A 13,586-nucleotide genomic window follows, 5' to 3' on the forward strand; every position below is an offset into this window, starting at 1 on the left:
TGAATACAGGCTTGGTTGTTTTCGCCCGCGCGGTGATTACCTAAGCCGCATGACACAAATGCCGACCGAAAGGACTGCCCTTTGACCGACCTAACCCCGCGCGAGATTGTCTCGGAACTGGATCGCTTCATCATCGGGCAGAAGGACGCCAAGCGCGCCGTAGCCGTCGCCCTGCGCAATCGCTGGCGCCGCAAGCAATTGCCGGACGACATCCGGGAGGAAGTCTATCCCAAGAACATCCTGATGATCGGCCCCACCGGCGTTGGCAAGACCGAAATCAGCCGCCGTCTGGCCAAACTGGCACGCGCGCCGTTTATCAAGGTCGAGGCCACCAAGTTCACCGAAGTCGGATATGTCGGTCGTGATGTGGAACAGATTGTGCGCGATCTGGCAGATGCGGCCATCCTGCAAACCCGCGAGTTCATGCGCGAAGACGTCAAGGCCAAAGCCCATCAGGCCGCCGAAGATCGGGTGATCGAAGCCATTGCAGGCGCGGATGCGCGCGAAGGCACGCGCGAGATGTTCCGCAAAAAGCTGAAAGCCGGCGAACTGGACGACACGGTGATCGAGCTGGAACTGTCCGACACCTCGAACCCGATGCCGATGTTCGACATTCCGGGGCAGCCGGGCGGTCAGATGGGCATGATGAATCTGGGCGACATTTTCGGCAAGGCCTTTGGTGGACGGACCGTCAAGAAACGCATGACCGTCGCCGAAAGCTATGATGCGCTGATCGGGGAAGAGGCCGACAAGCTGCTGGATGATGAAACCGTCACCCGCACCGCGTTGGAATCCGTCGAACAGAACGGCATCGTATTTCTGGATGAGATCGACAAGGTGTGCGCCCGCTCTGACGCACGCGGCGGCGATGTCAGCCGCGAAGGCGTGCAGCGCGACCTTCTGCCCTTGATCGAGGGAACCACCGTCAGCACCAAGCACGGCCCGGTCAAAACGGATCATATCCTGTTCATCGCCTCGGGTGCGTTTCACATCGCCAAACCGTCGGATCTGTTGCCGGAATTGCAAGGGCGCCTGCCGATCCGCGTCGAACTGCGCGCCCTGACCGAAGAAGACTTCGTGCGCATCCTGACCGAAACCGACAATGCCCTGACCTTGCAATACACGGCGTTGATGGGCACCGAAGACGTGACCGTCAGCTTTACCGAGGACGGCATCGCGGCGTTGGCGAAGATTGCGGCTGACGTGAACCAGAGCATCGAAAACATCGGCGCGCGGCGGCTTTACACGGTCATGGAGCGGGTTTTCGAAGAACTGTCCTTCGCTGCACCGGACAAAGCCGGTTCGGAGATCACCGTTGATGCACAGTTCGTCAGCGACAATCTTGGTGAATTGACCAAGTCTTCTGATCTGAGCCGTTACGTTTTGTAACACGGCCAGCCGTTTTTTGCCGTTGTTTTGGTCTTGCCATGCTGGACGTCGGGCAAGAATAGGATAGCGTGTGCACAAGTCACCCCGAGGTCTGGCCCGTGCTGCGATACTTCGTCATTCTGTTCATATCCCTTTCGCTCAACGCCTGTGTCGACCGGACGGTGTCCGAGGTCGTGCCCGGTGCCGTGAACATCGGAACACCTGAAACCATCTTCGCAAGCACGACCCGCGCGCGTGAGGCCGATGGATCCTATGGATTCCGACGCGGTGAAACGCTCAGGTTCCTGGAAACGACGGTTTCTATTCCACCCACACATACTCCGGGTACTCTCCGCTTCTCCTACGCGAACCCGAATCCGCGGAAAGAATTCGTTCTGGCAGACGTGACCGAGTTGGATGGACCGCAGGGGCTGCGCAAACACCTGCGAGGACAGGATGACGTCACTATCTTTGTGCACGGCTACAATTCGACTCAAACCGAAACGATCTTCCGCGCGGCGCAGCTAACACATGACATCGGCCTCCCCGGATCAACGCTGGTGTATTCCTGGCCCAGCCGCGCGACGGGCTATGGATATGCCTATGATCTGGACAGTATGCTGTTCGCCCGCGACGGGTTGGAACAGACCATCCGCGAACTGAAAGCCATGGGTGTCAAACGCGTTATTCTGGTCGCGCATTCCATGGGCGGCGCGTTGACGATGGAGATGATGCGGCAAACCGAATTGCAGGAACCCGGCTGGGCCAAGCGAAACATCGAAGGGGTCGTTCTGATCTCGCCTGACCTTGATCTTGATCTGTTTCGCTCGCAGATGAAACGTATCGACAACCCCCCCGATCCGTTCATCGTAATGGTGTCGCAAAAGGACAAGATCCTGAACATCTCGGGCCGTTTGCGTGGCACGGATGAGGGCCAGCGGTTGGGGAACATCAGTTCGGTTGACTCGCTCGAGGAATTCCCGATCAGCGTGATCGACACGACTGCTTTCAACAGTGACGCGGCATCCTCGCATTTCGTTGCCGCGACCTCTCCGGCTTTGTTGTCGATCCTCAACTCGTTGCGGCGTGTCAACAATACCTTCGGGCGGGAAGACCGACCGGCCATTGATATTCTGGTGCCACCCAGCGAGCGCAATCCAGACGGGGCCACTGAAATTGTTCTGACGGAAACTGGGCAGGCACAGGTTACCACTCCGTGATGCGGTTCAAGCTGCGTCGGTATCTTCTGGACAATGCCACCTGGCTTGGCGCCGGCGTTCTTCTGACATTTTTATCCAGCTTCGGGCAGACATTCTTCATCTCGATCTTTGCCGGTGAAATCCGCGCGGAATTCGGCCTCGGCCACGGTGCGTGGGGTGGGCTATACACATTGGGCACAACCCTGTCGGCCATCGTGATGATCTGGGCCGGAGGGCTGACGGATATCTTTCGCGTCCGGGTGCTGGGTCCGGCGGTTCTGGCTGGGTTGGCCCTGGCCGCCCTTGTCATGGCGCTGAATACCTGGCTGCTCCTGTTGCCAGTGGTGATTTTTCTGTTGCGCCTGCTGGGTCAGGGGATGAGCACACATCTGGCCGCGGTCGCCATGGCGCGGTGGTTTACGGTCACGCGGGGCAAGGCGCTTTCCATTGCATCCATCGGCTATGCCATCGGTGAGGCCCTGCTGCCCCTGATCTTTGTTGCAGCCATGGTTTACCTGGACTGGCGTTGGCTGTGGGTCGTCGCGGCGGGGATGACTGCCTTGGGAATTCCCGTTCTGATGCGGCTGTTGCGCGAGGAACGAACACCGCAAAGCCTTGCCAGCGAATCCTCTGCCATTGGGATGCAGGGTCGCCACTGGAGCCGTCGCGACGCGTTGTTTGACCCCTTGTTCTGGTTCATGGTGCCCGCCGTGCTTGCGCCATCGGCATTCATCACCGCGTTTTTCTTCCATCAGGTCTATTTCGCCGAGGTCAAAGGCTGGCAGCATATCCAACTGGTCGCTCTGTTCCCGATCTTTACCGGAGTATCACTGCTGTCGATGTTTGCTGCGGGCTGGGCATTGGACAAATGGGGCACTGCGCGCATCATGCCATTCTATCAGCTTCCGATGGCGGTTGGGTTTGTGGTTCTGGGCATGACTGAATCAATCAGCGGCGCGACGATCGGGTTGGTGTTTCTTGGCCTGACGGTCGGAGCGAACAGCACGTTGCCCAGCGCGTTCTGGGCAGAATTCTACGGGACCCGGCATATCGGGGCCATCAAGGCGATGGCTGCGGCTGTCATGGTACTGGGGTCAGCCATCGGCCCCGGTCTGACCGGCGTTCTGATTGACCTTGGTATCCCGCTGAGCATTCAGTTTTTCTGGATTGGCCTGTTCTTCGTGCTGGTATGCAGCCTTGTTTGGGTCGGTATTTCCCGCGCGTGTCGCGACCTTTAACGCACCCGCCTGAGATACACGTAATACGCCCCGTCTCCGCCGTGGCTGATATGAGCCGGCGTGACCTGCAACACCGCCTGCGCCAGCGGTGGGATCGACAACCAGTGAGGAACCTGATTACGCAGAACACCGCGCGGCGTCGGAATTGGACCGGGCTCGTCCCGATCCTTGCCTTTGCCGGTCACGACCAAAACCAGACGCTTGCCCTGTGCTTGCGCGCTCAGGATGAATCGGATCAGCGCCGGATGGGCCGAAGCCACCCGCATACCGTGCAGATCCAGCTTGCCTTCGGGTTTCAGCTTGCCGCGCTTCATCCGGCCAAAGGCCTTGTTGTCCATTTGAACCGGTGCATTGCGCAACGCATCCGTCACCGTGGGCTTCAGGTCGTTCGGTTTCGGTTTCGACTGATGGGCCTGTCCAAGTTCGAATGCCTGAAAACGGGGTTTCGGGGTTTTCTTGGGCTTGGGTTTCGGCAAAGAGGTTGGATGGATCGTCTGCGGGATTTCCGGGTGCAGCCTCTCGGCTTGTTTGGCGACCTTGCGCCACAGCTCGATCTCTTCGCTTGTCAGTTTGCGCCGGGTCATCAGAATTCATCCGGCAGCAGGGCATAGGCACGCTGGATGGGCAGCAACAGCACCATCCGACCGGGATCCTTCAGCTTGCCCGCGGCCTGACCGGCTTCGTCCCCCGTTCCGAAAAAGATATCAGCCCGTTGCGCGCCTTTGATGGCCGCACCTGTATCCTGCGCGATCATCAGGCGGCGGATCGATTCCTTGCCGTCCTTTTCCACCCAAACCGGCGCACCCAGCGGGGTATAGGCGGGATCAACCGCGATGCTGCGCATGGTCGTGACAGATCGGTTCATGGCGCCCAGCGGCCCAAGCTCGGGCGCGACACGTGAAACTTCGCGGAAGAACACGTATGATGGGTTGTGGAGCAGCAATTCCGCGCCGGCCTCGGGGTTCTTGCGCACCCAGGCGCGGATCATCTGGGCGCTGACCTCATGCGCGCCAAGAATGCCGCGCCGCACCAGTTCCACGCCAATTGACCTATAGGGATGCCCGTTCGCACCGCCATACCCGACGCGCAAAGCGCCGCCATCCGGCAATCGAACGCGGCCCGAACCCTGGATTTGCAGAAAAAACAACTCTACGGGGTCATCGACCCAGGCAATCTCAAGCCCGCGGCCCTGCATGACATCACTGGTCAGGATTTCTCGCCGGCTCAGCCAGGGCCCCTCAGCGCGGGCCTCGGGCGGCATTTTGTAGATGGGATACTTGAAACGATCCGTCCGGGTACGCGCACCATCAAGTTCGGGTTCGAAATACCCCGTGAACAGGGCATCCTCACCATCCTCGACCAGAACAGGGCGAAAAAAGAGCTCAAAGAACGACCGTGCCGCTTCGGCATCATAGGTTCTTGCCACACCGCACAGGGCCCGCCAATCGGGATCCTTCAGATCCCCGCAGGTGTTCAGAAAAACTGACAGGGCTGCACCGTGGTCATCCTCGGCCCAGCCACGCAGATCATCGAACGACAGAATGGATCGCGTTGCCTCGGCCCCGGCAGCGCTGGTAGTGGTCATTGCACCCACCAGTAAAAGCGACCGGAGCGTGGCAATCATGCGTCCGTGGCAACAAGCAGCCAGTTCGGATCGTCCTTGCCCATCACACGGGCAAAGGTCCAGCTGTCCTTTTGGCGTTTCACGGTGTTGGGGCTGCCTTCGACGATATCGCCACCGCGATCCCGCACGACCGATGTCAGTTCACCCACGAATTTCATGGTGATCTCGGCCTGATTGGTATCCTTGTCGAACTTCACATCCGTCAGGGTTGTCTCTCGGACACCGATGAACTCGGCCTCGATCGTCAGGCCCTGATCTTCTCGTGCGGCGACGCCCGCAACGAAGGATTCAAAAACTTCTTCCGACAGGAATGGCTGGATCTCGTCCAGGTTGCCCTTCTCAAACCCCATCACGATCATTTCATAGGCACCGCGCGCACCCTGAACAAACTCGGTGACGGAAAAACCGGGTTCAACGCGTTTCATCGCCGCCAGCGTCTGTGCCAGCTCGCTGTCTTCCGGGACATGGTCTGTGATGTCATGATCCGGGCCGCCTTCGATCACTTCGAAATCGCGGCGCGACTTATGCGCTTCGGGCTGCTGCTGCACAGGCGGTTTCTCAAAACCTTCACGCGTGCCCAACACGCTCTTGAGGCGCAGGATCAGGAAAACGGCAATTCCGGCCAGGACCAGCAACTGGATCATGGGTTCGTTCATTTCATCCTCTTTTCAGAACCGCGGCTTTGTATACGCGGCCTCATGCCACTATGTAGGTGACCGTAGGTGGCAAGTCCACAGCCCGGCCTAAGGGAAAGGATAACGCAAATGTATCTGTTCTTGGCATTTTTGTTGGTGCCCATCATCGAGATTGCGCTGTTTATTCAGGTTGGCGGGTTGATCGGCTTGTGGCCAACCCTTGCCATCGTAGTACTGACGGCGGTTTTGGGCACTGTTTTGGTGCGGACACAAGGTCGCATGGCGTTGGGAAACCTGCAACGGTCGTTTGCCGAACTGGACGACCCGACCGAGCCGCTGGCGCATGGTGCGATGATCCTGTTGTCGGGTGCTTTGTTGCTTACACCGGGATTTTTCACTGATGCCATTGGATTTGCGTTGCTTGTTCCGGGCGTACGGGTTGCGGTTTTCAGGTACCTCAGATCGAAAGTCACCGTTGCCCAGTTTCAGATGGGTCAGGGCCCCGGTTTTCGGTCACGGGAAAATCCGTTCGATCAGGGTGACATCATAGACGGCGACTTTACCGAGGTCCGCCCGAAAAATGATCCGTCAAAGCCGTCTAAATGGGTGGAAGGCCCCCACCGGCATTGAGGTGCCGCGCCCAACTTGATAAGCAGTGGCGAATTTCATTTTTGGAGTAGATCCATGGCCGAAGAAAAAGCTGCAGAAAACACTGCGGCCAAAGCCGCCCCGCAAGTTCAGATGCGTGTTCTGGGGCAGTTCATCCGCGACATGTCCTTTGAAAACGTGATGGCCCAGAAGGGTGTTTCCGGTGACGTACAGCCCGAAATCGCGGTTCAGGTGAATCTGGACGCCAAGAAGCGCCCGGCAGACCACCAGTTCGAAGTGTCGATCAAGCTGAACCTGACATCCAAAGCCAAAGGTTTGGAAGACGTTCTGTTCCTGTGTGAACTGGACTATTGCGGCCTGTTCCACGTGGAAGGTGTGCCGGAAGACCAGTTGCACCCGTTCCTGATGATCGAATGCCCGCGGATGCTGTTCCCGTTCCTGCGCCGCATCGTCAGCGACATCACCCGCGACGGCGGTTTCCCACCGGTGAATCTGGACAATATCGATTTCGTCGCCCTGTACCGCAACGAACTGATGCGTCGTCAGGCCGAACAGTCCCAGAAGACAGATGCCTAAGGGTTTGGCCCGTGCCTGACAGGGTCAGGTGCGGGTCCATAGGGCATTGTCGCCCAGTTTTTCTATGAATGCATCATGTGCCGCGCGTTCATCCTCGGTAATACGAGACGGCAGTGGCGTTGCTCGTGGTGCCGGTCGCCAATCATCGCCGCCGCCTGCCACGGATGATGCAGATGTTGACAGTCCAAAATCGGGCTGTCGTCCTCCGATCAGCTCAAGATAAACCTCGGCCAGGATTTCAGAGTCGAGCAACGCGCCGTGCAGTACACGGTTCGAGTTGTCGATATTGAAGCGACGGCAAAGCGCATCCAGTGAGGCCGGCGAACCGGGAAACCGTTTGCGCGCAATCGCTAGCGTATCCAGCGCCTGTTCCATCGGGATGAGCGGGGCACCCATCCATTTCAGTTCGGCATTCAGGAACTTCATGTCGAAAGATGCATTGTGGATCACCAGCCGCGCATCGCCGACGAATTCGCGAAAAGCGTGACCGATCTTGGCAAAAACCGGTTTGTCTTTCAGCGTCACTTCACCCTTTTCGGGCGGGCGTGGGTTTTCCAACAGGTCCGGGCCGATGCCATGCACGCCAAATGCCTCTTCCGGCATCGAACGTTCGGGGTTGATATAGACGTGATACGTCTCACCCGTTGCGACGTGGTTCCACAGTTCAACGGCGCCGATTTCCACGATCCGATCACCGCTTTCAGGATCGAAACCCGTGGTTTCGGTGTCGAGTACAATTTCACGCATCTGCCATCCCCGCCCGTATCTGCCTGACCACATCCTGCACCTGCGCGCGGGCGTGGTCCAGAGTGTCGGTCACGATGACGTAATCCGACCGCGCGCATTTTTCTTCATTCGGCATCTGCTTGGCTCGGATTTGCTCGAACTGCGCCTCGGTCATTGTGCCCCGTTCCATGACACGCCGCTTTTGCTCGTCGGCCGGGATCGAAACACAAGCCACCGCGTCCATCGCCACGTCACCGCCCGTTTCAAACAAAAGCGGAATGTCGAACACCAAGATGTCGTTTGTCGCGGCTTCACGAAATGCTATGCGGTCAGCAGCGACCAGAGGGTGGACGATGGCTTCGATGGCCTTCAGCGCAGCAGGATCGGCGGCAATTATCTGCTTTAGCGCCTCCCGGTTGACCGCACCGTCCTGAATGGCCGACGGAAACAATCGTTCCATGGGGCCAACGGCCGCGCCCCCCCTGGAATACAGGCGATGCACCGCCGCATCCGCATCCCACAAGGCACAACCTTCTTCGACGAACATCTGCGCCGTTGTGCTTTTCCCCATGCCGATGGAACCGGTCAGGCCAAGCGCAAAATTCATGCCATGGCCGCCGCACGTGCATCAGCATCAACTTCGGGGCGCACGCCGAACCAGCGTTCAAAACCGGGCACTGCCTGATGCAACAACATGCCCAGCCCATCGACTGCGGTGCATCCAGCCTGTTCAGCGGTTTGCAACAGGCGGGTTTTCAATGGCGCATAAACCAGATCCGTCACCACGGCACCGGGCTGCAACCCATCAAGCGGAACCCGCAATTCCGGTTGGCCCTGCATGCCCAACGAGGTGGTGTTCACCACGAGTTCTGCGTTTTCGATGACATTTCCGGCCTGAACCCAATCCACCACGCGGATACGTTGACCGAATTCCTCTTTCAGATGATCCGCACGGGCGCGGGTTCGGTTGGTCAGCAGGATTTCCGGAACACCCGCGTCAGACAATGCCTGCAACACGGCGCGCGCGGCCCCTCCGGCCCCGAATACAACAGCTGGCCCGTCCTTTGCATTCCAGTCCGGCGCACCGGTGCGAAGATTCTCCATGAACCCGTATCCGTCAGTGTTATCCGCGTGGATCGAGCCATCTTCACGAAACACCAGAGTGTTCGCCGCACCTATCACCGTCGCACGGTCAGACGCATGATCCGCGATCTTCAGGGCGGCTTCCTTGTGGGGAACGGTCACATTGGCGCCGACAAAACCCGCCCTGGGCAGGGTGCGCAACACAGTTTCCAGGTCGGCGGGCGCCACATCCATCGGGATGTAGTGACCGGCAAGACCGTATGTCTTCAGCCAATGACCATGCAGTTTGGGGGATCGTGAGTGACCAATGGGATGTCCAATCACACCGGCCAAAGGAACCCGATAGTCCGTCATTGATCGATTACCCCTTTGACAGCCAGAAAGTTGAGCAGCTCCAACAGGGGCATACCCAAAACGTTAAAATAGTCGCCGTCAATGGTGGCGAACAGGCGGACACCTTCTTCCTCCAGCTTGTAAGCTCCGACGGCGTGGCGGATACTGTCCCAGTTTCGCGCGACGTAATCTTTCAGATAGGCATCGGAACTGGCCCGCATCCGCAATCGTACCTGCCCCACATGCCGCCAGACCGGCTGAGCATTCTGATAGATCACCGCTGCGGACAAAAGCATGTGACGCTTGCCACGCATGGCTTTCAGCTGGGCCAACGCCTGTTCGGGGGTTTCCGGCTTTGACATCAGCTGACCGTCAAAATCCAGAACCTGATCGCATCCCAGGACCATGGCACCGGGGTTTTTGTCGCTGACTTTCCGCGCCTTCATTTCTGCGAGTGTGTCGGCAATGTCCCGTGGAGATGCGTTTTCAGCCAGCAGGGCGCGTTTGGCCGTCTCTTCATCCACGCGCGCGGTTTGAACCAAAAACGGTACGCCTGCATTTTCAAGCAGCTGCGCGCGAATGGCAGACCCGGAAGCAAGAAGAATGGGGACAGACATGTGGAAAACCCCGTGTGCAAATCATTGAGAGTTCAGGGGTGCTTTGTATGGTTTTCCAGTTGACACGCAACCCCGGGGATTTCGCGCCAGAGATCCCCGAGTCGCTCAAATCCCATCCCGTCCGGACAAGGATAAGTCAGTTTCTCTGGAAAAGCCCGATATCCCAAATTCTCCTACCAGTTATCCCCAAGTGGAACAAGGAATACTGATAATAAATAATTGATTTTAAATGATAAAAATATCCACCAACAGAATCACATGAAAAAATCCATGTTCTGTCCACCTGGGGAAAACACTTGTGTAAAAAAGTAATCCACGGATTTTACTCACCCTACAAAACCATCATCCTTTTTCTTTTCTTATTTTTTTATTAGGGAGGGTCCCGAACAACGCCCGGAGCCGAAATGACCGATCTTCTGTTCACTTTGTACCCATGGGTGAAATCGCTCCATATCATGGCGGTGATTTCGTGGATGGCGGGCCTCTTCTATCTGCCCAGGTTGTTTGTCTATCACGTCGAAAAGGCACAGGCCGTAGAAGGCGCACAGGACATTTTCTTTGAAATGGAAGAAAAGCTGCTGCGTGTGATCATGAGACCGGCGATGATCGTTGCCTGGGTTTGTGGTTTGATCATGGTGTTTACGCCGGGCATCGTGGGGTGGGACTGGAGCTGGCCCTGGGTCAAGGGCGCTGCCGTGATCGGCATGACCTGGTTCCATCACTGGCTGATGGCGCGACGCAAGGATTTTCTGGAAGGGCGAAACAAGCTCACTGGGCGGCAGTTTCGCATGATGAACGAGGTCCCGACCGTTTTGATGGTTGCCATCGTTCTGGCGGTTGTTCTGAAGTTCTGAGGGCCTGTTTGACTCCGCCCCTCACTGCGCTTATGTAGGGATCAACACGCCCGTCCGGGCGGCGTATCTTCCATACTGAATTTCCACTTCGTGCCGCACTGTCAGCGGTGAAGGTATATATCATGACAACCGAATCCCTGAATCTTGCTGATCTGAAAGCCAAAAGCCCCAAAGACCTTCTGGCGATGGCCGAAGAGCTGGAGATCGAAAACGCCTCGACCATGCGCAAGGGCGAGATGATGTTCCAGATCCTGCGTGAACGCGCGGATGAAGGCTGGACCGTTGGTGGCGATGGCGTGCTTGAAGTGCTTCAGGACGGTTTCGGCTTCCTGCGCTCGCCCGAGGCGAACTATCTGCCCGGCCCGGATGACATCTATGTCTCACCCGAGATGATCCGCCAGCACTCATTGCGGACAGGGGATACCGTGGAAGGCGAGATCAAAGCCCCGGATGAGAATGAGCGCTATTTCGCGCTGACGAAGGTGACCAAGATCAACTTCGAAGACCCGGAAAAGGCCAAGCACAAGATCCTGTTCGACAACCTGACGCCGCTTTATCCGGATGAGCGGCTGAAGATGGAAATCGAGGATCCGACCATCAAGGACAAGTCCGCACGGGTGATCGACCTGGTCGCGCCGATCGGCAAGGGCCAGCGGTCGTTGATCGTGGCGCCGCCGCGCACCGGTAAGACGGTGATCCTGCAAAACATCGCGCATTCGATCGAGCGCAACCACCCGGAATGCTACCTGATCGTGCTGCTGATCGACGAACGCCCCGAAGAGGTGACGGACATGCAGCGGTCTGTGAAGGGCGAGGTGGTGTCCTCGACCTTTGATGAACCGGCGTCGCGTCACGTTGCCGTGTCGGAAATGGTGATCGAAAAAGCCAAGCGTCTGGTCGAACACAAACGAGATGTTGTTATCCTTCTCGACTCGATCACAAGGCTTGGTAGGGCTTTTAACACCGTGGTCCCATCCTCGGGTAAAGTTCTGACCGGTGGTGTGGACGCAAACGCCCTGCAACGGCCCAAGCGGTTCTTTGGTGCGGCGCGGAACATCGAGGAAGGCGGATCGCTGACCATCATCGCAACCGCACTGATTGATACCGGCAGCCGGATGGACGAGGTCATCTTTGAAGAATTCAAAGGTACAGGCAACTCGGAAATCGTTCTGGATCGCAAGATCGCGGACAAGCGAGTGTTCCCGGCCATCGACATCCTCAAATCCGGCACGCGGAAAGAGGATCTTCTGGTCGACAAGGGTGATCTGGCCAAGACCTTCGTTCTGCGGCGTATCCTCAACCCGATGGGCACGACCGACGCAATCGAGTTCTTGTTGTCCAAGTTGAAGCAGACAAAGACAAACAGCGAATTCTTCGATTCCATGAACACCTGACATTGGTCTTTAACTCTAGCGAGGCCTTCGAATGGATACGATATTCGCCTTGGCCAGCGCGCAGGGCAAAGCCGGGGTGGCGGTCATCCGCCTCTCGGGTCAGGACTCCCATTCAGCAGCGGCGCGCCTGACGGGTGGAGCGCTGCCAAAGCGTGGCATGGTCCTGCGCACTCTGACCGATCATGGCGGAGCACGTTTGGACGACGGATTGGTCTTGACCTTCCAGGCTCCGGCCAGTTTTACCGGTGAGGACGTGGCCGAGCTTCAGATTCATGGAAGCACCGCCTCTGTCAACGCCGTTCTGCGCTGCCTGTCGGATACAGAAGGGTTGCGCATCGCTGAACCGGGTGAGTTCACACGCCGAGCGCTGGAAAACGGCAAGATGGACCTGACTCAGGTTGAAGGCCTGGCCGATCTAATCGATGCAGAAACGGAAGCACAACGGAAGCAGGCTCAGACCATTCTGGCGGGTGAGCTGGGCACATTGGCTGAACGGTGGCGTCGGGATTTGATACGGGCTGCGTCCCTGTTGGAGGCTGTCATCGATTTTGCTGATGAAGAAGTTCCAACCGATGTCACGCCGGAAGTGCGCGAGCTGATCCAGGGCGTCATGTCCGACCTTCATCGCGAGGCAGATGGAGTCAAGATTGCCGAGCGAATTCGTTCAGGGTTCGAGGTTGCGATCGTCGGCCTTCCAAATGCGGGAAAATCCACCCTTTTGAATGCCTTGGCAGGCCGTGAGGCGGCCATTACTTCGGAATATGCTGGAACCACGCGTGATGTGATCGAAGTTCGAATGGATCTGGCTGGATTACCGGTGACCTTGCTGGATACGGCAGGGCTGCGAAAGACCGAAGATCATGTCGAAAACCTGGGTATCGAGCTAGCGCGCAGCAGAGCGGAGGCCGCCGATCTTCGCGTTTTCCTGTCTGAAACACCGAAGGACCTAGGGGTGGAGATGCGGGAAGATGATATACATGTTTTGCCCAAAGCAGATCTTAGAGGGATCGGGGAAAAGGGTGTGTCAGGGAAAACAGGCCAGGGAATAGATGCGTTAGTAGACGATATATCGTGTGTTCTGCGTCAGCGAACCACTACCCATGGTATTGCAACTCGGGAACGTCACCGCATTGCAATCACCAGAGCATTGGACTCACTCACATCTGCAATCTCGGTTCTGGAATCAGGCCCAGACCTGTATGATATCGCAGCAGAGGAGCTGAGAACCGCCATTCGCGCCCTTGAATCCCTGGTGGGCAGAATAGACGTGGAAACTCTGTTGGATGAAATCTTCTCCAGCTTCTGTTTGGGAAAATAAGGAGTGTTTCAC

At 57.5% G+C, this 13,586-nt stretch carries 15 protein-coding genes; 8 read left to right on the plus strand and 7 right to left on the minus strand.

Features of this window, described 5'->3' with window-relative positions:
* Nucleotides 1–81 precede the first annotated feature (81 nt).
* The 3 genes from hslU to GS614_RS17385 all read left to right on the plus strand — a co-directional run bounded on the left by hslU (nt 82) and on the right by GS614_RS17385 (nt 3,805).
* Nucleotides 82–1,389, plus strand: coding sequence for an ATP-dependent protease ATPase subunit HslU (gene hslU / locus GS614_RS17375; RefSeq protein ID WP_152459626.1), 1,308 nt, complete (start codon nt 82–84; stop codon nt 1,387–1,389).
* A 98-nt stretch (nt 1,390–1,487) separates the two neighbouring features.
* Entirely contained in the window at nt 1,488–2,588 is a 1,101-nt protein-coding gene (locus GS614_RS17380) for an alpha/beta fold hydrolase (RefSeq protein ID WP_171726951.1), read from the plus strand.
* Nucleotides 2,588–3,805 carry an MFS transporter gene (locus GS614_RS17385; RefSeq protein ID WP_171726910.1) on the plus strand — a complete coding sequence of 406 codons (1,218 nt, stop codon included), beginning with the start codon at nt 2,588–2,590 and terminating at the stop codon, nt 3,803–3,805. The genes GS614_RS17380 and GS614_RS17385 overlap by 1 nt, the downstream gene beginning before the upstream one ends.
* On the opposite strand, the gene GS614_RS17390 is transcribed toward GS614_RS17385, so the two are convergent.
* From GS614_RS17390 to GS614_RS17400, 3 genes are read right to left on the minus strand one after another with little or no spacing between them, the layout of a single operon-like run.
* Nucleotides 3,802–4,389 carry a Smr/MutS family protein gene (locus GS614_RS17390; RefSeq protein WP_171230156.1) on the minus strand — a complete coding sequence of 196 codons (588 nt, stop codon included), beginning with the start codon at nt 4,387–4,389 and terminating at the stop codon, nt 3,802–3,804. The two genes, GS614_RS17385 and GS614_RS17390, sit on opposite strands and share 4 nt — an antisense overlap.
* Nucleotides 4,389–5,429, minus strand: a complete 1,041-nt coding sequence (locus GS614_RS17395) for a murein transglycosylase A (protein ID WP_171726911.1) — start codon at nt 5,427–5,429, stop codon at nt 4,389–4,391. Before GS614_RS17395 ends, GS614_RS17390 begins: the two co-directional genes overlap by 1 nt.
* The gene (locus GS614_RS17400; protein ID WP_152459622.1) at nt 5,426–6,085 is read right to left on the minus strand and encodes a Tim44/TimA family putative adaptor protein; all 660 of its coding nucleotides are present in this window, start codon (nt 6,083–6,085) and stop codon (nt 5,426–5,428) included. Before GS614_RS17400 ends, GS614_RS17395 begins: the two co-directional genes overlap by 4 nt.
* A 108-nt stretch (nt 6,086–6,193) precedes the next feature.
* Between GS614_RS17400 and GS614_RS17405 the strand changes: the two genes are divergently transcribed.
* Both GS614_RS17405 and secB read left to right on the plus strand, forming a co-directional pair.
* Nucleotides 6,194–6,694: an FxsA family protein gene (locus GS614_RS17405; protein ID WP_171726912.1), complete on the plus strand. Its 501-nt coding sequence runs from the start codon at nt 6,194–6,196 to the stop codon at nt 6,692–6,694.
* 54 nt (nt 6,695–6,748) lie between these two features.
* Nucleotides 6,749–7,249, plus strand: a complete 501-nt coding sequence (secB, locus tag GS614_RS17410) for a protein-export chaperone SecB (RefSeq protein WP_152459620.1) — start codon at nt 6,749–6,751, stop codon at nt 7,247–7,249.
* Nucleotides 7,250–7,273: 24 nt separating this feature from the next.
* Here the strand turns inward: secB and dnaQ are convergent, their stop codons facing one another.
* The 4 genes from dnaQ to GS614_RS17430 are packed head-to-tail and all read right to left on the minus strand — an operon-like array spanning nt 7,274 to nt 10,008.
* Complete coding sequence (dnaQ, locus tag GS614_RS17415; protein ID WP_152459619.1) at nt 7,274–7,996, minus strand: DNA polymerase III subunit epsilon; 723 nt, start codon at nt 7,994–7,996, stop codon at nt 7,274–7,276.
* The gene (coaE, locus tag GS614_RS17420) at nt 7,989–8,582 is read right to left on the minus strand and encodes a dephospho-CoA kinase (RefSeq protein ID WP_171726913.1); all 594 of its coding nucleotides are present in this window, start codon (nt 8,580–8,582) and stop codon (nt 7,989–7,991) included. Before coaE ends, dnaQ begins: the two co-directional genes overlap by 8 nt.
* Nucleotides 8,579–9,412, minus strand: a complete 834-nt coding sequence (locus GS614_RS17425) for a shikimate dehydrogenase (RefSeq protein ID WP_171616643.1) — start codon at nt 9,410–9,412, stop codon at nt 8,579–8,581. Before GS614_RS17425 ends, coaE begins: the two co-directional genes overlap by 4 nt.
* Complete coding sequence (locus tag GS614_RS17430; RefSeq protein ID WP_171726914.1) at nt 9,409–10,008, minus strand: nucleoside triphosphate pyrophosphatase; 600 nt, start codon at nt 10,006–10,008, stop codon at nt 9,409–9,411. Before GS614_RS17430 ends, GS614_RS17425 begins: the two co-directional genes overlap by 4 nt.
* A 404-nt stretch (nt 10,009–10,412) precedes the next feature.
* Here GS614_RS17430 and GS614_RS17435 point away from each other — a divergent pair, with 404 nt between their 5' ends.
* The 3 genes from GS614_RS17435 to mnmE all read left to right on the plus strand — a co-directional run bounded on the left by GS614_RS17435 (nt 10,413) and on the right by mnmE (nt 13,574).
* Entirely contained in the window at nt 10,413–10,862 is a 450-nt protein-coding gene (locus GS614_RS17435) for a CopD family protein (protein ID WP_171726915.1), read from the plus strand.
* A 122-nt stretch (nt 10,863–10,984) separates the two neighbouring features.
* Nucleotides 10,985–12,256: a transcription termination factor Rho gene (gene rho, locus GS614_RS17440; protein ID WP_170345848.1), complete on the plus strand. Its 1,272-nt coding sequence runs from the start codon at nt 10,985–10,987 to the stop codon at nt 12,254–12,256.
* A gap of 31 nt (nt 12,257–12,287) precedes the next feature.
* A complete protein-coding gene (gene mnmE, locus GS614_RS17445; RefSeq protein ID WP_171726916.1) occupies nt 12,288–13,574 on the plus strand; it encodes a tRNA uridine-5-carboxymethylaminomethyl(34) synthesis GTPase MnmE in 1,287 nt (428 codons plus the stop codon).
* Nucleotides 13,575–13,586 lie beyond the last annotated feature (12 nt).

Origin of the sequence: Ruegeria sp. HKCCD6604, from assembly GCF_013110635.1 — a bacterium.
Classification (GTDB): domain Bacteria; phylum Pseudomonadota; class Alphaproteobacteria; order Rhodobacterales; family Rhodobacteraceae; genus Ruegeria.